The sequence below is a fragment of the Specibacter sp. RAF43 genome, from assembly GCF_052114065.1.
Taxonomy (GTDB): Bacteria; Actinomycetota; Actinomycetes; order Actinomycetales; family Micrococcaceae; genus Specibacter.
In genome coordinates this window covers 1-23468 of sequence record NZ_JBFREA010000034.1, presented here as the reverse complement: position 1 = coordinate 23468, position 23468 = coordinate 1, and the positions used below count along the sequence as shown (strand labels likewise).

The 23468-nt window shown below is 68.8% G+C and carries 20 protein-coding genes and 3 tRNA genes; 18 read left to right on the top strand and 5 right to left on the bottom strand.

Annotated features, from left to right (window positions below; all coding sequences use genetic code 11):
* Positions 1–718 (top strand): GNAT family N-acetyltransferase (locus tag AB4Y80_RS15450; protein ID WP_442215231.1); only part of this gene is annotated, 718 nt, incomplete at its 5' end.
* A 24-nt stretch (positions 719–742) separates the two neighbouring features.
* Here the strand turns inward: AB4Y80_RS15450 and AB4Y80_RS15445 are convergent.
* Genes AB4Y80_RS15445 through AB4Y80_RS15435 form a run of 3 tightly spaced genes read right to left on the bottom strand, consistent with a single transcriptional unit; the run spans position 743 to position 3843 of the window.
* Positions 743–1912 (bottom strand): FAD-dependent oxidoreductase, encoded by a 1170-nt coding sequence (locus tag AB4Y80_RS15445; RefSeq protein WP_442215230.1) that lies wholly within the window; start codon positions 1910–1912, stop codon positions 743–745.
* Positions 1905–2672, bottom strand: a complete 768-nt coding sequence (locus AB4Y80_RS15440) for a class I SAM-dependent methyltransferase (RefSeq protein ID WP_442215229.1) — start codon at positions 2670–2672, stop codon at positions 1905–1907. The genes AB4Y80_RS15445 and AB4Y80_RS15440 overlap by 8 nt, the downstream gene beginning before the upstream one ends.
* Positions 2644–3843, bottom strand: coding sequence for a type III polyketide synthase (locus tag AB4Y80_RS15435; protein ID WP_442215228.1), 1200 nt, complete (start codon positions 3841–3843; stop codon positions 2644–2646). The genes AB4Y80_RS15440 and AB4Y80_RS15435 overlap by 29 nt, the downstream gene beginning before the upstream one ends.
* Positions 3844–3994: 151 nt before the next feature.
* On the opposite strand from AB4Y80_RS15435, the gene dusB reads away from it, so the two are divergent.
* From dusB to AB4Y80_RS15410, 5 genes are all read left to right on the top strand, one after another.
* Complete coding sequence (gene dusB / locus AB4Y80_RS15430) at positions 3995–5176, top strand: tRNA dihydrouridine synthase DusB (protein ID WP_442215227.1); 1182 nt, start codon at positions 3995–3997, stop codon at positions 5174–5176.
* A 70-nt stretch (positions 5177–5246) separates the two neighbouring features.
* The gene (locus AB4Y80_RS15425; protein ID WP_442215226.1) at positions 5247–6524 is read left to right on the top strand and encodes a deoxyguanosinetriphosphate triphosphohydrolase; all 1278 of its coding nucleotides are present in this window, start codon (positions 5247–5249) and stop codon (positions 6522–6524) included.
* Positions 6525–6545: 21 nt separating this feature from the next.
* Positions 6546–8486, top strand: coding sequence for a DNA primase (gene dnaG, locus AB4Y80_RS15420; protein ID WP_442215225.1), 1941 nt, complete (start codon positions 6546–6548; stop codon positions 8484–8486).
* 52 nt (positions 8487–8538) lie between these two features.
* Positions 8539–8611 (top strand) — tRNA-Asn (locus tag AB4Y80_RS15415).
* A gap of 213 nt (positions 8612–8824) precedes the next feature.
* Positions 8825–9190, top strand: coding sequence for a hypothetical protein (locus AB4Y80_RS15410; protein ID WP_442215224.1), 366 nt, complete (start codon positions 8825–8827; stop codon positions 9188–9190).
* Here AB4Y80_RS15410 and AB4Y80_RS15405 read toward each other — a convergent pair.
* Positions 9135–11483: a CDP-alcohol phosphatidyltransferase family protein gene (locus tag AB4Y80_RS15405; protein WP_442215223.1), complete on the bottom strand. Its 2349-nt coding sequence runs from the start codon at positions 11481–11483 to the stop codon at positions 9135–9137. The two genes, AB4Y80_RS15410 and AB4Y80_RS15405, sit on opposite strands and share 56 nt — an antisense overlap.
* Positions 11484–11570: 87 nt before the next feature.
* Between AB4Y80_RS15405 and AB4Y80_RS15400 the strand changes: the two genes are divergently transcribed.
* The 6 genes from AB4Y80_RS15400 (at position 11571) to AB4Y80_RS15375 (ending at position 15871) form a co-directional block, all read left to right on the top strand.
* Positions 11571–12551: a dehydrogenase gene (locus AB4Y80_RS15400; protein WP_442215222.1), complete on the top strand. Its 981-nt coding sequence runs from the start codon at positions 11571–11573 to the stop codon at positions 12549–12551.
* Positions 12552–12555: 4 nt separating this feature from the next.
* Entirely contained in the window at positions 12556–12954 is a 399-nt protein-coding gene (locus tag AB4Y80_RS15395; protein ID WP_442215221.1) for a 6-pyruvoyl trahydropterin synthase family protein, read from the top strand.
* Entirely contained in the window at positions 12951–14003 is a 1053-nt protein-coding gene (locus AB4Y80_RS15390) for a glycosyltransferase family 4 protein (protein ID WP_442215220.1), read from the top strand. The genes AB4Y80_RS15395 and AB4Y80_RS15390 overlap by 4 nt, the downstream gene beginning before the upstream one ends.
* A gap of 1 nt (position 14004) precedes the next feature.
* On the top strand, positions 14005–14997 hold the full coding sequence (locus tag AB4Y80_RS15385) for a lysylphosphatidylglycerol synthase transmembrane domain-containing protein (RefSeq protein WP_442215219.1): 993 nt from the start codon (positions 14005–14007) through the stop codon (positions 14995–14997).
* Positions 14990–15682: a RibD family protein gene (locus tag AB4Y80_RS15380; protein WP_442215218.1), complete on the top strand. Its 693-nt coding sequence runs from the start codon at positions 14990–14992 to the stop codon at positions 15680–15682. The genes AB4Y80_RS15385 and AB4Y80_RS15380 overlap by 8 nt, the downstream gene beginning before the upstream one ends.
* 116 nt (positions 15683–15798) lie before the next feature.
* Positions 15799–15871: transfer RNA gene (locus AB4Y80_RS15375), tRNA-Asn, on the top strand.
* 458 nt (positions 15872–16329) lie between these two features.
* Here AB4Y80_RS15375 and AB4Y80_RS15370 read toward each other — a convergent pair.
* Positions 16330–17550: a multidrug effflux MFS transporter gene (locus tag AB4Y80_RS15370; protein ID WP_442215217.1), complete on the bottom strand. Its 1221-nt coding sequence runs from the start codon at positions 17548–17550 to the stop codon at positions 16330–16332.
* A gap of 307 nt (positions 17551–17857) precedes the next feature.
* Here AB4Y80_RS15370 and AB4Y80_RS15365 point away from each other — a divergent pair, with 307 nt between their 5' ends.
* The 6 genes from AB4Y80_RS15365 (at position 17858) to AB4Y80_RS15340 (ending at position 23254) form a co-directional block, all read left to right on the top strand.
* The gene (locus AB4Y80_RS15365; protein WP_442215216.1) at positions 17858–18694 is read left to right on the top strand and encodes a phage holin family protein; all 837 of its coding nucleotides are present in this window, start codon (positions 17858–17860) and stop codon (positions 18692–18694) included.
* 52 nt (positions 18695–18746) lie between these two features.
* Entirely contained in the window at positions 18747–19367 is a 621-nt protein-coding gene (locus AB4Y80_RS15360) for a CDP-alcohol phosphatidyltransferase family protein (protein ID WP_442215215.1), read from the top strand.
* Positions 19367–20266, top strand: a complete 900-nt coding sequence (locus AB4Y80_RS15355) for a DMT family transporter (protein ID WP_442215214.1) — start codon at positions 19367–19369, stop codon at positions 20264–20266. The genes AB4Y80_RS15360 and AB4Y80_RS15355 overlap by 1 nt, the downstream gene beginning before the upstream one ends.
* A gap of 256 nt (positions 20267–20522) precedes the next feature.
* On the top strand, positions 20523–21701 hold the full coding sequence (locus tag AB4Y80_RS15350) for a glycosyltransferase (protein WP_442215232.1): 1179 nt from the start codon (positions 20523–20525) through the stop codon (positions 21699–21701).
* 66 nt (positions 21702–21767) lie between these two features.
* Positions 21768–21841 (top strand) — tRNA-Ile (locus AB4Y80_RS15345).
* A gap of 222 nt (positions 21842–22063) precedes the next feature.
* The gene (locus AB4Y80_RS15340) at positions 22064–23254 is read left to right on the top strand and encodes an acyl-CoA dehydrogenase family protein (protein WP_442215213.1); all 1191 of its coding nucleotides are present in this window, start codon (positions 22064–22066) and stop codon (positions 23252–23254) included.
* Positions 23255–23468: the final 214 nt, after the last annotated feature.

The following is a 23468-nucleotide window of genomic DNA, read 5'->3' as shown; positions in this document are numbered from 1 at the left end:
GCTGGGCCGGCTGCGCGCGGCGGCGCGGCAGGCGCGGGCCGCCGGTTTGGTTGGGACGACGGCGTTGCGCACCAAGGTGTCCCCCGGCACCTCGGGTGCCGGTTTTGCCGCGGCGGCCGGGCTCACCGCGCTCCAGCGCAACCGGGTCGTTGAGGTGGCCCCGGGCGCGCTGAAACTGCCGGTCTTCGGGGAGGGCACCGAGGCGGAGGCCACGGCACGCGTGCAGGAGCTGGCCACCGGATCCGTGGAACTAAGCGATGTGGTGGGCCGCTACTACGAGTCCGTGAACCGGTGGGATCCCACCGGCCCGCTGACCCCGGGCGCCGTGCAGCGCATGTTCCTGGATGATCTCACCGGCGCCCGCGGGGCGCTGGTGCTGCGGGCCGGGCACGGCGCCGCCGCGGGCTCCCGCGCGCAGCCGGGCGGGAAGCATCGCATCGAGGCATTCGCGATCAGCTACGCGCCGGGCGCCGGCTTGCCGGACGGATCAGCTCCGGCGGCCCCGGCCTCGGAAGTGTTCCTGGGCGTCGAGCCGGACCTTGCCCGCGACGATGCCGTGCGCGCCGTGTACGACCTGCTGGCCCTGATCACCCACCAGTACCCGGTGCTGCTGGAACTGGACGATTCCATGGAAGCGGTGGCCGCCGTCGTCAATCCCATGATCGAGGTGGGCGCGGCCGCGGTCCGCGGCGCCGAGACGCTCGTGCTCGGGGAGTAGGCGGGCGCCGGACCGGGCGGGCGGTCACTGCATGGTGAAGCGGCGGGCGACGGCGTGGCGCAGCGACGGGTTGCGGAAGGCCTGGGCAAGTGCGGCATTGCGTAGTTCCAGGCACGACGCCGGCAGGGGCCGCCCGAGCGCCATGTTCAGCCCGGCCTGCCAGGACGCGTGCCGGGCGGCCCGCAGGCGGCCGCGCTCAAAGCGTGCCAATCGGGCGCCGGTGGGTTCCCCGCCCAGGGCCGCCACGATGATGGGGGCCAGGGCCGCGGCGTCCAGCCAGCCCAGGTTCATGCCCTGGCCGCCGATCGGGCTGATCTCATGCGCGGCATCGCCCACGAGCGCCGCCCTGCCGCGCACCATCCGGGCGGCCAGCCGCGAGCGGACCGCAAAGGCGCTGAGCATGCTGTTGGCGGCCGGATCCACCGTGGCGCCGGTGCGCTCTTGGATCAGCCCGGCCAAATACGCCGCGGTCGCCTCCGGGCGCAGGGCGTCCGTGTGGGCCACCCACCGCCGCAGCCCGTCCGGCAGCGGGAAGGACTCCACGATGCCGCCGGGCTCCAGGTACAGCACCGCGACGGCGCCGTCGGCACCGTCGTCGGGAAAGTCGCCCATGAGGTACGTGTCCGGGTAGTTCCGGCCCCGGGTGGGGATGCCCAAGGCCCGGCGGATGTTCGAACGCGCACCGTCGGCACCGATCACCAGCCGGCCCCGGAACGATTGTCCCCGGCAGGGGTTCGGCCCGGCACCCGGGGAGGCCCGAAGCGAGAGATGGGAGCCGGCGTCGTGCAGGGCGGCGATGTGGACGCCGCGCACCAGCGCCGCCGGGTCCAGCGCGCGGACCCGGGCCTCCAGGACGGCCTCGGTGCGCGCCTGGCGGAGCGTCAGCACAACCGGCCCGGCGGAGGACGCCTCGGCAAAGGACAGCCCGGACACCACCCGGCCGCCGCTGCGGGCCTCGCCCCGGCGGATGTGGACTCCCTCCGCCAGCAGTGCGGGTGCGACCCCGACGGCGGCCAATGCCGCCAGGGCCGGCGGGTGGATGCCGATGGCACGGGAGTGGGTGCTTCGCTCCAACCGTTGTTCCAGGACCCGCACACTGACTCCGTGCTGCAGCAACAGCGCGCCCAGATACAGGCCCACCGGCCCGGCGCCGACGATGACCACATCAACCATGCCGCCGGCCGGCTCAACCACGGCCGTCCGCCGGGAACAGCAGCAGGAACCGGAACGGGCGGACGTCCCGCACGGTCCAGGTCGGCGGGACCACGGCGCGCAGTTCCGCGGCCGTATAGCTGCGCCGGATCGAGGTCAGCCCGTCCCGGCGAATGTACGATCCGGGGAAGAACGGCAGGGTCCCGGCGGCAAACAACAGGTAGGCGGCGCGGTGGCGGGCGATGTCGCTGTGCAGCACGGCCCGGCGGGCCAGGATGTGGGAATCGGCGATCAGGCCGCGGAGCTCGGACGGGGCGAGGTGGTGCAGGAGGTGGTTGGAGATCACCACGTCATAGGACCGGCCCTCGCCGACCAGCGCGGCCGTGTCCGCGCGGCGAAAGGTCAGCCCCGGCATCGGCGGCAGCGCGGCGGCAAAGTCGAGCGCCCGCTGGTCCGGATCGATCGCGGTGATCTCCAGCAGGAGCCCGTCGCGGGCAGCCCATTGGGCCAGCTTGCGGGCGATGTCCCCGCCGCCGCAGCCGATGTCCAGCAGCGAGGTGGTGGCGGTGTCCGAGAGCAGGGGCCGGATCCGCTGCCGGTAGGCGCCGCGCCACCCGGACACCACGGCGTTGATGAGCGGGAACTGGGCATAGGTGCGGGCCAGCCGGCCGGGGTCGCAGTCCGGTTTGTCCATCTCCTCCACGGCGTCCTCGTCGCGCTCGCGCAGGAAGCCGCGCTGGAGGCCCTGCCGCAGGCCTTGCGGGTCGCCGCGGCTAGCGGGCGGCCGCGTTTTCCAGGTCACCGACTGCCGCCCCGGCCGTGCGTCGCGGATCGTTGGCCGGCACGGCGGCGACCTTGGTGAACAAGCCGGTTTCCACCGTCAGCCCGGGCCCGAACGCCATGGCGCAGATGCTCTCCCGCGCGTCCACGGCGGGTAGCCCCAGGATGTGCTTGAGCACGAACATGACGGTGGCGCTGCTCATGTTTCCAAAGTTGCGCAGCGTTTCCCGGGACGGGACGAGCTGGTCGGCGGTGAGCTGGAGCTTCGCCTCGACCTTGTCCAGGATGCTGCGCCCGCCGGGATGGATGGCCCAGTGCCGGATGTCCCGGTAGGGCCGTGCCGCCAGGGCCGGTTCGTGGGCCAGCAGCGGCTCCAGCGCGCCGACGATGTGGTCATCGATGATGCGCGGCACATAGGTGGTGAGCACCATTTCAAAGCCCTGGTCGCCGATGTTCCACGCCATCGAGTCCTCACCGACCGGCGTGAGGACCGTCTCGAAGTGGTCCAGGTCGATCACCGCCCGGGTGCTCGGCAGCTCGCGGGCCGTCACGACGGCGGCCGCCGCGCCGTCGGCGAACAGCGAGGACCCCATGATGGTGTCCGGGTCATTGGAGGTGCGCACATGCAGGGAACACAGCTCGGCGCTGACCACCAGCACCACGGCCTGCGGGTCGGCGTCACAAAAGGCCTTGGCCGCCCGCAGCGCCGGGAACGCGGCATAGCAGCCCATGAAGCCCAGATGGTAGCGCTGCACGGCGGGGTCCAGGCCCAGGGCACGCACGATCTTGTAGTCCGGGCCCGGGTTGAAAAAGCCGGTGCAGGAAACGGTGATGACGTGCGTGATGTCGGCCGGCCCCACGCCGTCGCACGCGGCCACCGCCGCCGCGGCCGCCTCGATGAACAAGGTGCTGGCCTCGACCGCAAAAAGGTCGTTGCGGGCCTTGGTCCCGGGGTTGAGCAGCAGCCCGGCGGCCAGGTCGAAGAACACGGGCGAATCCGGGTGGACGGTGGTGCTCATCTCGGCCACCGCCGTGTGCCGGGTGTCGATGGCGGACTGGTCAAAACAGGTCTGCACCAGCCGCCGGCCCAGGCGGGTCAGCCCGGGCTGGGCCGCGAAGACGTCCCGGGCCTCGGTCTGGACCAGGATGGTCGGCGGAACCGCGGTTTCCAGGGACCTCAACGTGACCGTCATAGTTCATTCTGGGGGGACCGCGATCGGGAACACAATGGCCCGGCGGACAAAACGCGATATTGAGCGGGCCGAACAACACGCCAACACGCACCGTGCTGACCCCGCACCTGCGCGGCGGGCTTAATTTGGACGACTTTGAGAGAATTGCAGGGTGACTGTTACAGATATCCCCACCAGCGACACCAAGCTGGACCTGCCGCCCCTGAAACTTGGCAACATCACCGTGGACACCCCGGTGGTGCTGGCCCCCATGGCGGGAATCACCAACACGGCGTTCCGGCGGCTGTGCCGGGAACACGGCGGCGGCGTGTTTGTCTCGGAGATGGTCACCTCCCGGGCGCTGGTCGAGCGGACGCCGGAGTCCATGCGGCTGATCAGCCACGACGACGACGAAAAGGTCCGCTCCGTCCAGCTGTACGGCGTCGACCCGGAAACCGTCGGCCGGGCCGTGCGCATGCTCGTGGAGGAAGACCATGCCGACCACATCGACCTGAACTTCGGCTGCCCCGTGGCCAAGGTGACCCGGCGCGGCGGGGGAGCGGCGCTGCCCTGGAAGATCGACCTTTTCACGGCGATCGTGCAAACCGCCGTCCGCGAAGCCTCCAAGGGCGGGCTGCCGCTGACCATCAAGATGCGCAAGGGCATCGACGACGACCACCTGACCTACCTGGAGGCCGGGCGCATTGCGCGCGACGCCGGCGTCGCGGCGGTTGCCCTGCATGCCCGCACCGCCAGCCAGTTCTACTCCGGACATGCCGACTGGGAGGCGATCGCCCGGCTCCGCGAGGCCCTGCCGGACATCCCGGTGCTGGGCAACGGCGACATCTGGAGCGCCGAGGACGCCATTGCCATGGTCCGCCAAACCGGGGTGGACGGGGTCGTGGTGGGCCGCGGCTGCCAGGGCCGGCCGTGGCTGTTCGGGGACCTCATGGCCGCCTTCGAGGGCAGCGACCGCCGGCACCGGCCGGGACTGGCCGAGGTGGCCGCCGCCGTCTACCGGCACGCCGAACTGTTGATCGACACCTTCGACGACGAAAACAAGGCGCTGCGCGACATCCGCAAGCACATGGCCTGGTACTTCAAGGGGTATGTGGTGGGCGGGGAACTGCGCGCCCAGCTGGCGGCCGTGCCCACCTTGGAGGTACTGCGCACACTGCTGGACCAGCTGGACATGGACTCGCCCTACCCGGGGGCGGACGCCGAGGGCCCCCGCGGCCGCGCCGGCACGCCCAAGCGCACCACCCTGCCGGACGGCTGGCTGAAGGAACGCACCCTCAGCGGATCGCAAAAGCTCGAGCTCCTCGGGGCCGAACTGGACGTCTCCGGCGGATAGGGCACGGCGGGCTCCGGCGCTTGTGGACGGCCTCCGACGGCTCCGGCGCGGTGGCCCTAAACTGGGGGGTATGTCCACCGCAGCGCCCCAGCCTCCCTACTCGCCCCACGACGCGCAACGATGGGTCCAGGAAGCCCCCAAGACCAGTTTGCGCACCGTCTTTGAACGGGACCGGGCCCGGGTGCTGCATTCCTCGGCGCTGCGCCGGCTCGGCGCCAAGACCCAGGTGGTGGCCCCGGACACGGACGACTTCGTGCGCACCCGCCTCACCCACAGCCTCGAGGTGGCCCAGATCGGCCGGGAACTTGGCCACGTGCTCGGCTGCGACCCCGACGTCGTGGACACCGCCTGCCTCGCCCATGACCTGGGCCACCCCCCGTTTGGCCACAACGGCGAGTCGGTCCTCAACGACCTGGCCCATGACATTGGCGGCTTTGAGGGCAACGCCCAAACGCTGCGCCTGCTGACCCGGCTGGAGTCCAAGGTGCTCATGCCCGACGGCGGTTCGGCTGGCCTGAACCTGACCCGCGCCTCCCTGGACGCCTCCGCGAAATATCCGTGGCTGGCCGCGGACGCCCCCCTGCTCAACGGCCGGCGCACCAGCAAGTTCGGCGCCTACGTCGATGACCTCCCCGTCTTCGAGTGGCTGCGCCGCGACGCGCCCGCGGGCCGGACCTGCATCGAGGCGCAGGTGATGGACTTGGCCGACGACATCTCCTACTCCGTGCACGACGTGGAAGACGCCATCGTGGCCGGGCACGTGCAGCTGAAGTGGCTGGCCAACCCGGACCAGCGCAGCCGGGTGCTGGGCTACACGCAGCAGTGGTACCTGCCCGCCGTGGACACCGCTGCCATCGATGCGGCCCTGGCCCGCCTGGAGGGCACCGACGTGTGGGTGCGCCATGCCGACGGCAGCCGGGCCTCGATGGCGGCACTGAAGGACATGACCAGCCAGCTGATCGGGCGCTTCTGCCAGAGCGCCGTCAACGCCACCCGGGCCATTTACGGCCCGGACCGGCTCACCCGCTATGCCGCGGACGTCATCGTGCCGGAGGAAACCGCCCTGGAAATCGCCGTCATGAAGGGCCTGGCCACCACGTTCGTCATGACCACCGAGCACCGCCAGCCCATCTACCAGCGCCAGCAGGACGTGCTCAGCGAGTTGGTGGCGGTGCTGCACGCCACCGGCGAACAGCACCTGGAGACCATGTTTGCCGCGGATTGGCGGGCCGCCGCCGACGACGACGCCCGGCTGCGGGTGGTGGTCGACCAGATCGCCTCACTCACCGATGTCTCGGCCCTGGGGCTTCATGAGCGGCTCGTGGGCCTGGAGCGCACACTGCTCTAGGCGCTCGCGTAAACTGGCCGTGTGGCCGGGCTGATTAGACGAGAAGACATTGACGAGGTGCGCACGCGCACCGACCTCAAGGAAGTCGTCGACGCCTACGTCACCCTCAAATCGGCCGGGATCGGCTCCTTCAAGGGCCTATGCCCGTTCCATGACGAGCGCAGCCCGTCCTTCCATGTGCGCCCGCAGATGGGGTATTTCCACTGCTTCGGCTGCCAGGAGAGCGGCGACGTCATCTCCTTCATCCAAAAGATGGACCACATCCCGTTTTCCGAGGCCGTGGAAAAGCTGGCCGGGCGCATCGGCTTTGAGCTGCACTACGAGGACGGCGGCTCCGGCCCGCGGCGCGAGGACGTGGGGCGCCGGCAGCGGCTGCTCGACGCGCACAAGATCGCCGGGGAGTTCTTCCGCGAACAGCTGCTCTCGCCCGCCGCGGCGGCGGGGCGAAAATTCCTGGCGGAACGCGGCTTTGAACGCAGCGCGGCGGACCGGTTCGGGGTCGGCTTTGCGCCGCAGGGCTGGGACGGGCTGCTCAAGCACCTCTCCAACAAGGGCTTCACGCAGGAGGAGCTCAAGCTCACCGGCATGTTTTCGGAAAGCTCCGGCGGGGGCGGGCAGAGCCGGATCTACGACCGGTTCCGGGGCCGGCTCGTGTGGCCCATCCGCGACATCGCCGGGGACACGGTGGGCTTTGGTGCGCGCAAGCTCTTCGACGAGGACCAGGGGCCGAAGTACCTGAACACGCCCGAGACCGTGCTCTACAAGAAATCCCAGGTCCTGTACGGGATCGACCTGGCGAAGCGGAACATTGCCTCCAAGCGCCAGCTGGTGGTGGTGGAGGGCTACACGGACGTCATGGCCTGCCACCTGGCCGGCGTTGACACCGCCGTGGCCACGTGCGGGACCGCCTTTGGCGCCGACCACATCAAGGTGGCGCGGCGGCTGCTCTCCGACGACGGCACCGGCGGGGAGGTGGTCTTCACCTTCGACGGCGACGCGGCCGGCCAGAAGGCGGCGCTGAAGGCGTTCGACGAGGACCAGCGGTTCGTGGCGCAGACGTTCGTGGCCGTGGAACCCTCCGGCGCCGATCCCTGCGAGCTGCGCCAGCGCCGCGGCGACGAGGCCGTGCATTCCCTGATCCGCTCGCGCCGGCCGTTGTTTGAATTTGCCATCCGCTCCACACTGGCCAAGTTTGACCTGAGCACGGTCGAAGGCCGGGTCAACGGCCTGCGGGCCTCGGCCCCGGTGGTGGCCGCCATTCGCGACGGCTCGACCCGCATGGGGTACAGCCAGGAACTGGCCGGCTGGCTGGGCATCGCCGACCCGGACGAGGTCCTGCGCGCCGTCAAGGCCGCCGAACGGCGCTCCCACGCGCACCAGGGCGCCCCCGGCCCCGCGGCCCCGGGGCCGGGCCGTCCACAAGGCGCCCCGGGGCAGGGCGCCGCGGCCGGCGTCGGGCCCGATCCGGCCGTGCCGGCGCAGCCGGAGTTCAGCCGGCCGGATCCGCGCGACCCCCAGGCCCGCATGGAACGGGAGGCCCTGGAAGTGGTCCTGCAGCATCCGGGGCTCCTCAGTGCCGGCAATTGGCAGCATTTTCAGGCCACGGACTTTGGGGTGGCGGCGTACCAGGCCATTCAGCGGGGCATTGCGGCGGCGGGGGAGTCACAGGCCGCCTCGTCGCAGTGGCTGGAGGCGGTGCGGGAGAACGTTCCGGCGGCCCTTTCGGGTTTGGTGGCGGAGCTGGCGCTGAGCCCGCTGCCGGCCACGAAGGAGGAAACGCTGCACCGCTACTGCCGCGACATCCTGCGGCGGCTCTTTGAAATGCAAATCACCCGCCTGAAGCAGGAACGGCTCGGTGCGCTCCAGCGCATGGACCCGGCGCTGGACCCGGAGGGTTACCGGCTGCTGCAACGCGAACTGATGGAGCTCGAGGCCGCCAGGCGCCAACTGCGGGGCGACTGAACCGGCCGATTTCGCAACCGGGCAACCCTTTGTTATTGTTGTTTCTGCGCGATCCCCTGTAGCTCAATTGGCAGAGCATTCGACTGTTAATCGAAGGGTTGCTGGTTCAAGTCCAGCCGGGGGAGCTCACCACCGAAAGCCCTGCACTCCCTTGGAATGCGGGGTTTTTTGGCGTACCCGGCCCCACGCGCCGCACTCCGGCGGGAAATTTCGGCTCCCGCAGCAGGCCTCCACGAAAGAAATTTCCCTCGCCGTTTCAGCCCAAAAAGGTAAACTAAGGCACGCGCACACCAGCCTCCTGGTCAGGGACGGGTCGCCCGAACGAAAGGGAGGAAGCCATGTGGATTCGCATCGTTGTCTCGGTGGCGGTGTTGATCTCGGCCGTGATTCACCTGGAGCAATGGTTCCTGGTGTTCCGTGACACCGCCGTCATCGGCCCGGCCATGCTGGCCAATTTCGCCGGCGGGATCGTCATTGGCATCTTGCTGTTGGTCTGGCATCACTGGCTGCCGCTGGTGCTCGCCGTTTTGTTCGGGGCCTCCACGCTGGGTGCGTTCCTCATCTCCGCCACCGTGGGACTTTTCGGCGTGCACGAGCATTGGAGCATCTGGGAGGTCTTCGTGGCCGCCATCGTGGAGGTCGTGGCGATCATCGGGGGCCTGGCCGGCCTGCTGGCGACGCGCCGGCAGGTGGCGAGGCGTTGAGAGCGGGGCTGTAGGCCGCCAGGAAGCGATCCCGGAACGCGCTCATCGGCCACACGGGTGCGCCCGCCTGCGGCAACATGCCCGCCTGCCAATTCCAGGCCGAGATCTGAGCCAAGACGTTCGGGTCGGCGGCGATGATCGAGACGGGCACGTCATGTCCGGCCTGCGCGCCGCTGACCAACGCGTTCGGCTGGTGGTCGCCGACCACGATCAAGACCAGGTTCGGGTCCGGATGGCTGGTGACAAACGAGACGAGCGTGTTCAGCGTGTATTCGATGGACTGCCCGTACAGGCCACGAATCTTCTCCGGGCTCTTGTACACGGCCTTCGGGGACTCGCCCAGCGCCGGCATCCCGTCGAAGATCGTGCCGTCGCCCACCTGCTCCCACGGCACCGGCCGCGGGAGCGGGGTCCACGGCGTGTGGCTCGAGACGAGGTCGATCTCGGCCATGACCGGCGCGCGGCGGGCGGGTGCCAGTTCCAGCCGGTGGAAGGCGGAGAGCACATACTGGTCAGGCATCGTGGCGTAGCTGAACTTCGGGCCGCGGTAGCCGACGTTCCGGGAGTCATAGACGGCGTCGTAGTGGTAGAACCGCTTCCCCTCCGGCCAGTCGGTGGTGTCCGCCGGGATGTCGGAGACCGTACGCCAGCCGGCGCGTGCGAAGGCGCCCGTGAGGGTCAGCCGGTCGCGCGGGAGGAGGTCGTCGTAGCGCCGCTGGCTGTCAACCCAGAGCCCGGACTGCAGGGTGGAGTGGGCCAGCCAGCTGATGCCGCCAAAGGTCGGCGAGGTGAGAAAGGCGCTGCGCGCGGCAAAGCCCGACGCCGCCAGTTCGCCGGTTCCGGCCCGGAGCGCTGCGGCAACCCCGGGCGAGAACGTCCCGCCCTGGACCGCGATGCGGCCGTAGCTCTCCACGAACACCAGCAGCACGTCCTTCCCGCGCAGCCCGGTCAACAACTGCTCGGCGGGAACGTCGCGCACGGGGTCGCGGGCGATCTGGGCGAGGAACGCGTTCCGGTCGACGACGTCGTGCTGGAGCTGGCGATAGACCAGGGCGGCCGCACTCGTGGAGGCCACAGGCACGCCCGCCGCGACCTGCAGACCGGTCACGGCGCAGAGAATCCACACCACGCCGAGCGCGGTCACGGTCCGGACGGACACGCGCCGGTGGGCCGCCGCCGCCCGGCACAGCCGTCCGACCGCCAGCGCCATGACGATCACGACGGCGACGGCGAGCACCGCCGCCGCCGCGACGGCCACGATCGCCCACCCCGGGCCGATCGAGTCGCCCAGGACGCCGACGCCCGGCCCCAGGTAGGACCAGTCGCCAACGGCGTCGAACGGGCGGTCAAGGGCGGCGAAGAACCCCAGGTTCAGCGCCTTCAAGAGGGCCAGCAGGCCGAGCAGCACGCCCGCGAGCCGCGCCGCCCCCCGCCTGCGCGCCGGCGGCAGCACGAGCGCGGCCGTGACGATGACCAGCCCGCCGAGGGGGATGCTCACAAACGCGGCCGGTGTGATGAGGCTGGGGTCCGCCGGGATGACGAGCACAAGCCAGACGAGCAGCACCGCCGGCAGGGTCAGTGCCGGCACCTTGGGGCGGCCGCCGGGCCGGCGGTGCCGCCACAGCCACCACACCTCCTTGCCAAACGACTCGGCCAGCAGCACGAGCGCGACCCTGAGGACCATGCCCATGACGGGGCGCGGCACAATGTCCGCCGCCGCGATGGTCAGCGCCACGCCCTGGATGACGGCCACGACCTTGCACCAGTACCGCGGCGGTGCCGCGGCGCGCAGCCAGGGCAGGAACCGACCGGCGGCGAGCAACAGGTAGCGGGCCGCCCCGATCATCAGCACCCACACGCCGATCCGCGGGGCGACGTAGATGGCCAGCGCCAGGATCAGAAACGCGTCGACCTCCATGTCGAAGCGGGCCCCGAGCTCCGACGTCGTGCCCGTGGTGCGCGCCACCCGGCCGTCGACGGCGTCGAGCACGATGGCCAGGGCGGCCAACGTGACGAGGACGGCCACCGGAGCCGGCCGCACGAATGCCTCCGCCACGAGGGCGGCCACCCCGGCCACGAGCGTGGCCCGCACCAGCGTCACCCAGTCGGCCGGCCCAAAACCGCCGGCGCCCCGCCGGGCCAGCCCCCGGGCCAGGGCCGCATTCGCCGCCAGGGCATAGACAATGCCGGCGCCCCACCCCGGCGCGCCCAGGCCAACGGTCAGGGCGAGCACCGGCAGGAGCGCCAGCTGGGAGCTCAGCCCGACGATCGGACCGGATTGAACCGAACGCACGGTGCCTCCGTATTTTGAAGACGGCAACAACATTAGGATAAGGGCAATCGTACGGTTAATCGTGGAAACGGAAGGGGGCTCGGATCCGTGGGGACAGATGCGTTCGCGTTTTGGCTGCGAGAGCCCGGCACCGGCGAGATCAGGGCGGAAACCCTGCGCCCGCCCGGCCCGGACGAGGTGCTGGTGCGGACCCTGTATTCGGGGGTGAGCCGGGCCAGTGAGGCCCTGGTGTTCCGTGGCGGGGTCCCGCCCAGCCAACGGGCCCTGATGCGCGCACCCTTCCAGGCCGGCGACTTCCCGGCGCCGGTCAAGTACGGCTACCTCAACGTCGGCATCGTGGAGCAGGGTCCGGGCGCTTTGCTCGGGCGCACCGTTTTCGCCCTATACCCGCATCAAACCGCCTACGTGGTGCCGGCCGCGGCGGTGTTCCCGGTCCCCGACGGTGTGCCGCCGGCACGGGCCGTGCTGGCCGGCACGGTCGAGACCGCCGTCAATGCGTTGTGGGATGCCGCGCCACTGGTGGGCGATCGGATCGCCGTCGTCGGCGCGGGCATGGTGGGCTGCTGTGTTGCCCGTTTGCTCTCCCAGATCGTGGGGGTGCGGGTGACCGTTGTCGACGTCGACCCCGGGAAGGCCGGCGTCGCTGCCGCCCTCGGCGCCGGCTTCGCGCTGCCCCCCGATGCGACCCCGGACTGCGACCTCGTCTTTCACACCAGCGCCACGTCCGAGGGCCTGCAGCTCTCCCTGGACCTGCTGGAGCCGGAGGGCACCGTCATCGACCTGAGCTGGTACGGCGACACCGTGGTGCGATTGTCCCTGGGCGGCGCCTTTCACTCCGGCCGGCTGGGCATCCGCTCCAGCCAGGTCGGCGCCGTCGCCCCCGCCCGCCGGCGCAACCGCACCGCCAGGGCGCGCGTGGAATTCGCCCTGACCCTGCTCCGGGACCCGGCCTTCGATGCGCTCCTCACCGGCTCCTCCCGGTTCGAGGAACTGCCCGAGGTCATGGCGCGGCTCGCGGACGGACGCCAGCCGGCGCTGTGCCACCTCATAACCTACGGAACCCGGTGATGCCATGTTCAGCGTGACGGTCCGCGACCACATCATGATCGCGCACAGCTTCCACGGTGCGTCCTTCGGGCCGGCGCAGCGCCTGCACGGAGCGACGTACCTCATCGACGCAACCTTCAAGCGCGAAACGCTCGATCCCGACAACATAGTGGTTGACATCGGGCGGGCCGCCGAGGAACTGCATGCGATTGCCGCGGACCTGGGCTACCGGAACCTCGACGACGATCCGGCGTTCGCCGGCATGAACACCTCCACCGAGGCCCTGGCCCGGGTCATCGCCGATCGGCTGGCGGCGCGTGTGCACGCCGGCGCCTTTGGTGCGGCGGCACACGAACTTGCCGCCATCATGGTCACGCTGCACGAATCCCACATTGCGTGGGCCAGCTACGAGCGTCCGCTATGAGGGTGGCGCACGTCATCGTCCCCGCGGGCATCGATGACCCGGCGCGGCCCAGCGGGGGAAACGTCTATGACCGCCGCCTCTGCCGGGGCTTGGCCGCCAGCGGATGGGCGGTGCGCGAGCATGCCCTGCCCGGTGCCTGGCCCCGGCCGGACGCCGCTGCGTGCGCCGTCCTGACCGGCCTGCTGGCGGGCTTGGACGACGGGGCCGTGGTGGTGCTCGACGGGCTGGTCGCCTCATCCGTGCCCGGCGTGAGCGCGGCCGCGGGCCGCCTGCAACTGGTGGTGCTCGTGCACATGCTCCTGGCGTCCGGGCCCCGGGACGCGGCCGGCGCCGTCGAAGGCGCGGTGCTCTGGGCGGCGACCGCGATCGTCGCCACGAGCGAGTGGACGAAGGCCCGGCTGCTTGAACTCTACGGGCTGCCGCCGGGCCGGATCGAGGTCATCGCCCCCGGTGCGGACGCCGCCGCCGCGGCCCCGGGCACGGCCGACGGCGGCGCGCTGCTCTGCGTCGCGGCCCTGACCCCGGCGAAGGGGCACGACGTGCTTATCGCCGCCCTGGGTGAGATCAGGGACCTCGCGTGGAACTGCGTCTGCGTGGGCTCCGCGGACCTCGATCCGGGATTCGTCGAGCGCCTGCACCGCCAGGCCCTCGAAGCCGGAATTGCCGACCGGATCCGCTTCCTCGGGGTCCGCACTGCCGGGGACCTGGCCGCCCTGCAGCYCGCCGCCGACGTCCTGGTGCATTGTTCGCGTGCCGAAACGTACGGCATGGTCGTCGCCGAGGCGCTGGCGCGCGGGCTCCCGGTGATTGCGGCGGCGGTCGGCGGCGTGCCGGAAGCGCTTGGATACGCAGCCGGCGCCACCCGACCCGGACTGCTCGTGCCGCCCGATGACCCGGCCGCGGTGGCGGCGGCACTGCGCAGGTGGCTGGGCGACGCGGAATGGCGCCTGCGCCTGCGCACGGCCGCCCGGCAACGCCGGGAAACATTGCCGAGCTGGCCGGCCGCCACCGCGCACTTCGCCGATGTCCTCGCCCGGGTCGGGGCCTGAAATGTCCCGGCACCCGGTTGCCTGGCGGTGGCTGAAAGTGTCGGCCGGGGCGGTGATCCTGGCCGCGCTGGCCTGGCGGCTGGGCGCCGCCCCGTTCCTGGATGGCATCACCAGGATCGATGCGCGGGCCGTGCTGGCGGCCCTCGTCCTGACGTTTTTCACAACGGTGTGCAGTGCGTGGCGGTGGCGGCTCGTCGGGCGATCGCTGGGCCTGGAGCTTTCGCTGCGACGCTCGATCGTCGCCTACTATCGCTCGCAGTTCCTGAACACCGCGCTGCCCGGCGGCGTGCTCGGGGATGTGCACCGGGGCCTGGCGCACGGCCGGGACCAGGGTGAGGTGCGACGGGGGCTGGCGGCCGTGGCCGGCGAACGCCTCGCCGGACAGCTCGTCCAGCTCGTGCTGGCCGTGCTCCTGCTGGCCCTGCTGCCCTCCCCGCTGCGGTTGTCGCTGCCGCTGGTGGCCGCGGCCGTCGCGGCACTGGCCGTCGGCGCCCTACTGGTGCTTCGCGTCCGCTCCGCCGCCGGCCCGGCCCTCCGGTTCCGGGCGGTCCGCAGCAGCGTGGCCGGCCTTCGAGCCGCACTGCTCGCCGGACGCGCATGGCCCGGCGTCGTCCTGGCCTCCGTCGGTGCAACGGCCGGGCATGCCGCGGTCTTCCTGATCGCTGCGCGGACCGCGGGCGTGGCGGCGACCCCGGTGCAGCTGCTCCCGCTGGCGATGCTCGTGCTGCTGGCCATGGCCGTCCCGGCGAACATTGCCGGCTGGGGACCGCGGGAAGGGGCGGCCGCGTGGGCCTTCGGGGCCGTCGGGCTGGGTGCCGGCCAGGGCGTGAGCGTCGCGGTGGTGTACGGGGTCCTGGCGATCATTGCCTGCCTGYCCGGGGCCGCGGCGTTCATCCCCGCGCGGGGGCGCCCGGGCCGGCGCCGCGCCGGCTTGGCCGACTCCCCGCAACTTCCCCGGGCGGCCACCGTGGGGGCGGGCGGGACGCGTGGCTGAGCGCCCGTACACCGTGCTCAGTGCGAGCATGTCGATCGACGGATACATCGACGACGCCGGCGAGGACCGCCTGCTGCTCTCCAATGCGGCCGACTTTGATCGCGTTGATGCCCTGCGGGCCTCCTGTGACGCGATCCTGGTCGGTGCCGCCACGATTCGCGGGGACAACCCCAGGCTCCTGGTGCGCAGCGAAGCCAGGCGGGAGGAACGCGTTGCCAGGGGCCTCCAGCCGTCGCCGGCGAAGGTGACGGTGACCGATTGGGGACGGCTCGATGCGGGAGCGAACTTCTTCACCGCCGGGGACGGCGAGAAACTTCTCTATTGCCCCAGCGTGCGCGTGGGCGAAGTTCGCGCCCGCTTCGGACCGGGCGCGACGGTGGTCGACGGCGGCGAACACGTTCAGATGCACCGCCTCAGCGAGGACCTCTTTGCCCGGGGCATCCGGCGGCTGATGGTGGAGGGCGGCGAGACGATGCACACCCAGTTTCTGTGCGGCGGCCTGGCCGACGAACTGCAGTTGGTCGTCGCCCCGTTCTTCGTTGGCGATTCCCGTGCCCCGCGGCTCGTCGGCGACGGCCGCTTTCCGTGGAATCCCAGCCGGCATGCGAGGCTGGCGGAGGCGCGGCCGATTGGGAACGTCGTCTTGTTGCGGTATGCGCTTTCGCCGCGATTCGACGAAGGTTAAAGGCGGGCGATTTCGCGCCAATTCGTCCCAGGATGCCCGCCGGGGCCCGGCGCCGGCGGGGGAAGGCGTGACTTTTGTTTTTGCCGCCGGCCCTGCTAATCTAATGTCTGCCTCATTCCCCTGTAGCTCAATTGGCAGAGCATTCGACTGTTAATCGAAGGGTTGCTGGTTCAAGTCCAGCCGGGGGAGCGCGCGCCCTCGCCCCGCAACCGCGGGACGGGGGCAGGGTCTTTTGTGGGCCGGTCGTTTGTGGGCCGGTTTGGTGCACGGCCACACCCGGTGGACGATTTATTGGTCCCGTTCGACCGCTTGCAAGTCGACCCCGGCTGGTTCCGGTACGGGCGGTAAGTCTGGACTACGGCCAGATGCCTACCCAAGACATTGCGCTCAAGAATGAGTTGAACATGGGGTTTGCCTCCTGTCGTGTCGAATCAATCAAGCCGTGAATCGTGCTTACCCGGCCCCATCAGTACTTTTTTGGGACAATCCCAATGATGGCGCTGCACCCAAAAATCGGGGCAGTGCGAATGTTTCGATCCTTGCACGCATTTTTCGTCATTTCCAGTATTTACGGCCATTATTTTTGCAAAAAATTATTATCGGCAAAATACGTGGTGGCGACCCTGCCGGACCCGGCGCGGGGCGCCCTAGAGGCCCGGCACGGTCCGGGGCCGGACAATCAGCCACAGCGCGGCCACGCCGACCGCGACGCACGATCCCATGATCAAGGCCATCGGGGTGGCCGTGTGTACGCCCACCAATCCGACCACCGGCGTGATGAGTCCGGCACAGCCGAAGGTGGCGGCTCCCAACAACGATGCGGCCGTGCCCGCCTGCTTGCCGTGGCGTGCCAGGCCGAGCACCTGGATCGAGGGGAACATGAATCCGGTGGCGCAAATGAAGAACCAGAGCGGCACCATGACGCCCCACAGGCCAAGGCCAAGCTGGTCGAAGAGCACCAGGAATGCCGCCGCGACCAGTTGGGCGACGGTGGCCCAGGCCATCACCCATTGCGGGCCGATGTGCCGCATGAGGAAGGCGGCAACCTGGACTCCGGCCACCACACCCAGGGAGTTCACCGCAAACAAGAACCCGTACTCCTGCGGCGTGAAGCTGTAGGTGGTTTGGAACAAGAACGTGGAGGCGGACAAATACGTGAACAGGGCGGCGAAGTTGAACCCGCCAATGACCAGGGTGCCAACAAAGATGCGGTCGCCGAACACCGCCCGGTAGCGGCCCGTGACGCCCACGCCGTCGGACGTGCGCCGTTCCCGGGGCAGGGTCTCAATGATGAAGACCGACGCCGCCACCACCACCAGGGCCCCATAGCCGGCGAGGAACCAGAAGATGCCGGGCCAGTCCATGACGCCCAGCAGCTGGGAGCCGATGACCGGGGCCAGGATCGGGGCCATGCCGTTGACCAGGGACATCCGGGAGAACATGCGCACCAATTGGTACCCGCCGAAGAGGTCGCGGATCATGGCCATGGCCACCACACCGCCGCCGGCCGCGCCCACGCCCTGCAGGATGCGGAAGACGCCGAGCATGGTGATGTCGGTGGACAGGGCCGCGCCGATCGACGCCCCAACATGCAAGGCGGTGGCCAGGATCAGCGGCATCCGGCGCCCAAACCTGTCGCTGAAGGGCCCCACCACCAATTGCCCGGCCGCGAACCCGATGGTGGTCGCGGTCAGGGTCAGTTGCACGGCCGTCGCGCTGACCCGCAATTCCTGGCCAATCATCGGAAATGCCGGCAGGTAAAGGTCGATGGTGAATGGGCCGAGCGCCGTCAAGAGGCCCAGGACAAGGACATAGATGAGTTTTTGCCGGCGGGAGAGCCGGTCGCCGGGATGGGAGGGGGTGGTCAAGAAAGGAATCCAATGTGCGTGCGGAAAAGTGAATGGTTGGCGGCAGCCGTGAAATTACCACAAAAGACCACCCGAATGCTTATGGTATGTGGTATTCCCGCCGCTGCGGCGGATCCGCTCGAGCGGGCCCGCCCAAACCCCAGCCGATAACGTGGCCGGGCCGGAAAGTATTCCCTCGCCCGCCACACGGCGCGTGCGCACCATGGATGGTAATTTTGTGGGGAAGGGTGCGCCGGTGGACGAGTGCACCCAAAAATTTCGTATTCGCACAACTGATCAGCGAAACCAATTGACGGAGGCGGTCTCAATGGCAGGTGCACTGAAGAATATGCACGCCCGCACGGACAATGATCCCGGAACGGCGGGACCGACATTGATTGCCGCGCTCAAGACCACCTCGCGCCTGGTGCCCCGCCAGCTCACGGACGAGGTCGAACTGGCCAAACTCGAGCTGGGGGAGAAGAAGTCCCGGATCGGCGGCGTGGCGGTTGCGGCCGCGTTGGCGCTGGTGTTCCTGACCCTGCTCGTCATCGCCCTCGTGGTGGCGGCCATTGCCGGGCTCGCCGTCGTCGTTCCCCTGTGGCTGTCCGCGTTGCTGGTCTCCGCGGCCCTCCTGCTCCTGATGGGCCTCTCCGCCCTGGTGGCCGCACTGAAGTTCAAGTCCCTCTCACCCCTGGCGCCGGTGCACGCCTGGCGCGGGCTGCGCCACGATCTGGGCATCCTGCGGGCCGGCCGCGACTTTGATCCGTCAACGCTGACCCGCCCGACGCTCAGCAAGGCGGAAAAGAAGGCCAAAAAGGCGGAGGCGGAGGCGGCCAAGGCCAAGGCCAAGGCCGAACACGAGGCCAAGGCGGCCCAGAACGGGCCCCAGGCCACGGAAGAAGAACTCATCGAGCGCACGGCCGTCCGCCGCGAGCACCTGGTGTCGCTGCGCGAGGAACTGCTGGCGCAGGCGGACGTGAAAAAGCAAGCCGAGCAGCTGATCGGCCAGGTCCGGGAATCGGCGATGGGGACGGTCACCACCGCCACGGACCGTGCCGGAACGGCCCTGCAGGGCGCCAAAGAGCGATGGAAACCACTTGTGGTCCTCGCCGTGTCGGCCGCGGCCTTTGTGGTATTCCTGCGAAAGTTGTTCAAGAAGTAATTTCCGCACCGTCCCGACGAGACGGGCGAGTCCAACAAAATCCCAGGGGGAGGTGACGATCGTGCCGTCCGGCTCCAACCCGCCCGTGGCCAATCCGGGCGCCATCGTCACCATCCCCAACATCATCACGGTGATCCGCTTCCTCGGCACGCCGCTGTTCGTCTGGCTCGTCCTGGCCCGGCACGAATACGGGTGGGGCGTCTTTGTCCTGGCCGTCATGGGCGGCACCGACTGGGTTGACGGATTTGTCGCCCGCAAACTTCACCAAACCTCCCAGCTGGGCCGCATCATGGACCCGCTGGCGGATCGGGTGGCCCTGGTTGCCGTCATCATCACCATGGTGGTGGCAAACATCCTGCCGCTGTGGCTGCTGCTGCTGCTGCTGATTCCCGACGTCGTCCTGCTCGCGACCACCCTGTACTTCTTCCGCGGCGACCCCGATTTGAAGGTGACGCTGCTGGGGAAAATCCGCACGGCCGTGCTGTTGATCGGCACCCCCATGCTGCTGCTGGCCAAGGCCCTGGACTCCGGGGCCATCGCGGTCCTGGCGTGGGTCTTTCTGGCCGCCGGCATGGTGATGCATGTAATCGCGTTCCTCCTGTACTTCAAGGCGGTTTTGGCCAAGCACCGGCAATTGCACCTGCCGGCGCGCCCCGATGAGGCCGGCCACTAGTGGTTTGGCTGGCCGTCTCCTGTGCCGTGGCCGGGGCCTTTTTCCTGGCGTTCGGGGCACAGCGCCAGGGCAGCGCCGTGCAAAGCAACACCGGCGGGCTGGCCCTGCGCGGGTCCGGCTTCCTGCGGCTGGTCCGCAACCCGCGGTGGGTGTTCGGCTTGCTGCTGCTGGGGGCGGGAATGGCCTTGAACGTCATTGCGCTGACCCTGGGCACGCTGACCGTCATCCAACCGATCGGCGCCATTGCCCTGGTCATCACCACCATCGTCAATTCCAAGGACCAGGGCATCAGGCTCAACCGGGCCACCGTCGTGGCCATCACCGCCTGCGTCACCGGCAGCGCCCTATTTGTCTTGCTGGCGGTCAACGTGGTGCGGGAAAACACGGATGTGACCACGGAGGAGGAGCTGGTCGTGGTGCTGTTGCTGGCCGTCGTGGTCACCATTTTTGGTGGCGTGTTGGCGGTCTTCAAGCACCGGATCAAGGCATTTTTCTACATTCTCGGCGCCGGCGTGTTGTTTGGCTTCGTGGCCGTGCTGATCCGCATCATCTCCAAGCAGTTCTTTGACCCCAACGGCCTATACCTGCTCAATGTCCAGTGGTATTCGGTCATCTGCATCGGCGTGGCCTGCGGGCTGGGCGGCTGGTTTGTGCAAAGCGCCTATGCCAGCGGGCCGCCGGACCTGGTCATTGCCGGGCTGACGGTCATCGATCCGATGATCGGCATCGCCATCGGCATCATCATCCTCGGTGAGCTTCGCCCCGTTGTGCCGCCGGTGATTGCAATATCCATGGCGGGGGCCGCTTTGCTTGCTATCGTGGGGGTGGTTGCGCTGTCGCGTCATCATCCCGATGTGGTCAAGCGCCGGGCCGATGCCAAGTCGGCGCAGCGCAGGTGACGTGGCGCGAGCGGGGACTTCCCTGGGAGCGCGGCACTTGAGACCAGACGCACGACGGCGTTGGGGGACCCGCGCGGTTTCCCTGCGTTGGGGCACCGGTACAGACCGCGGGCCGAACAAGCCATCAGGAGTTTTTTCTGTGACATCCACACCGAGCGACAGCTCGTCCCCGGCCGGGAACGGCGCATCTGAAAGTGCCGCCCCCCGGGCGGAACCCGGGCCCGTCGCCGAACCCGCCGCGCCGGTCACGGCGGACTTGAAGCCATTGACCATTCTCATTGCCGCCGACACCTACCCGCCGCACATCAACGGCGCGGCGCAGTTCGGCTTCCGCCTGGCCACCGGGATGACGACCCGCGGCCATCATGTCCATGTGATGGCGTGCCGCCAGGACGGCGGGCCAATGTTCAGCGAGGAACGCGATGAAGCCGTCGTGCACCGGCTGCGCTCGCGCCCGGTCCCCACGCATGAGTACTTCCGGGTCTGCCTGCCGTGGGAGATCAAGAAGGACATTGCGGCCTTGTTTGACGTGATCAAGCCGGACGTGGTGCACGTGCAAAGCCACTACATGATCGGCGAACAGGTGGTGTACGAGGCCCGGCGCCGCGGAATCCGGATTGTGGCCACGAACCACTTCATGCCGGAGAACCTGAACCCGTTCCTGCCGTTCCCGCAATGGTTCAAGGACATTGTGGGCAGGGTTTCTTGGCGCGACATGGGCAAGGTCATGAGCCGGGCCGATGTGGTCACCACGCCCACGCCGCTGGCGGCCAAGGCCATGCACCAACACGCGTTCCTGCGCAAGGTGCTGCCGCTCTCCAACGGCATCGAGGCCGGCAACTATGAGCTGGCGGAGGGGGAGGTCATCGTTCCCAATCCTTATCCCACGGTGGCGTTTGTGGGTCGCCTGGCGGAGGAGAAGCACATCGACGTGCTGATCGACGCCATCGCCAAGACGCCCACCGAGCTGAACCTCCACCTGGTGGTGGTGGGCGGCGGTGAGGTCAAGCAGGCGCTCAAGGCCCTGGCGCAGAAGCGGGGACTGGGCGAACGCGTGACATTCACCGGGTTGGTCAGCGACGCGGAGTTGCGCGAAACCTACCTCAAGGCCGATCTTTTCGTCATGCCGGGCACCGCCGAACTCCAGTCCCTGGTTACCTTGGAAGCGATGAGCGCTTCCACCCCTGTCATCCTGGCCAACGCCATGGCGCTGCCGCACCTGGTTCAGGACGGCGTCAACGGGTACCTGTTCAAGCCCAATGACAGCGATGACCTGGCCCGGAAGATCATCACCTTCATGAGTCTCTCGCCCGCGGACCGTGCCGCCATGGGGGCCGCCAGTCGGGCAATGGTTGCCAAACACACCCTGGCGAATACCCTGGACACCTTTGAGGACATTTATCGTGGCGGCAGCTATGAGGATCATGCGGTTTAGTCGCGGACCCCTTAGGATTGTTGGAGTGCTTTTCCCCATTGGCGGTCGCCGGCGGGGGAGCGCCGCGGGGCCATAGCTCAGCTGGTTAGAGCGCGGGACTCATAATCCTAAGGTCCTCGGTTCAAGTCCGAGTGGCCCTACCGAAAAAATCCCCGGAATCCAGGCGATTCCGGGGATTTTTTGCGTTAACTTACGGGCGGTGCGGGCTCGCCGCGCCGCCGGCGGCCCCTTCGCGAGCGGCCCGGCCGCTCGCCCGCCCCTTGCCGAGGCCGCCCCGATACGGTAAGTTACTGATGAGTAACATGCCTGGTGTCGAGCCGGGCTGTTGACTTTCCCTGAAGAGTTCAAGCAAAGGAACGCCCATGTCCAAGGCTGCCGTCGACCTGTTCAACCTTCCCTACGCGGATGGCGACTTTTACGGATTTGAGCAGTTGCTCACCGACGCCGAACGCGAACGCCTGCAAGAAGTCCGGGATTTCTTGGCCAAGGAGGTCAAGCCGATCGCCGTGGACTGCTGGAACAGGGCCGAGTTCCCCATGGAGCTGATTCCCAAGCTCGCGGAGCTGGACGTCATGAGCCCGGTCCGCCGCCAGGGGCACTCCAGTGTGTTTGCCGGGCTCATGCACGCCGAATTCACGCGCGCCGACGCCTCAATCGCAACCTTCATGGGCGTCCATGACGGGCTGTTCACCGGCTCCATTGAGGTCCTTGCCTCCGAGGAGCAGAAGGAAGCCTGGCTGCCGGACATCTATGCCATGAAGAAAATTGGCGCGTTTGGCCTCACCGAACCACTCGGTGGTTCCGACGTTGCCGGAGGCACCCGCACCACGGCCGTGCGCGAGGGCGACCACTGGATTCTCAACGGGGCCAAGCGCTGGATCGGCAACGCCACGTTTTCCGACTGGGTGCTCATCTATGCCCGGGATGTTGCCGACAACCAGGTCAAGGCGTTCCTGGTGGACACGACGACGCCCGGCTACAGCGCCACCAAGATAGAAAACAAGATCTCCCTGCGGACCGTGCAAAACGCGGACATCGCGCTGGAGAACGTCGTGGTGGGGCACGAGTTCAAGCTGGCCGGCGGCAACAGCTTCCGCGATACCAACAAGGTCCTGAAGGTCACCCGCCTCGGGGTCGCCTGGCAGGCCGTGGGAGCGCAGATGGCCGCGTTCGACGTCGCCCGCCGCTATGCGCTCGAACGCGAACAATTTGGCCGGCCGCTCGCATCCTTCCAATTGGTGCAGGACCAGCTGGTCAAGATCCTGGGGAACACCGTGGCCTCCGTGGGCATGATGGTTCGTCTGGCCCAGCTGGAGGACCTGGGTCTTGCCAAGGACGAGCAATCCGCGCTGGCCAAGGCCTTCACCACCGCCCGCATGCGCGAATCCGTCGCCATGGGCCGGAGCATCCTCGGCGGCAACGGCATCGTCACCGACTATGAGATGGCCAAGATCTTCTCCGACGCCGAGGCCATCTACTCGTACGAAGGCACGCATGAGATCAACACGCTCGTCGCCGGGCGCGCCATCACGGGCATCTCCGCCATCGTCTGACCCTCCCGCCCGGGGGATGGGAGGTCCCAACTGGCCCGCAATAGATGTCGAAAAAGACCGGAAAAGAGCCTGTTGCTTTTTGGGTGTGGCGGTGCCGGTTTTGTTGTGGGTGGTGTTTAAGAATGGAGCATGGCCCGAGATTATCGCCGTGTTGATCGTGAGACGCCGTTCCTTTTGCCCCCGGATATCCGGGATTGGTTGCCGGCTGATCACC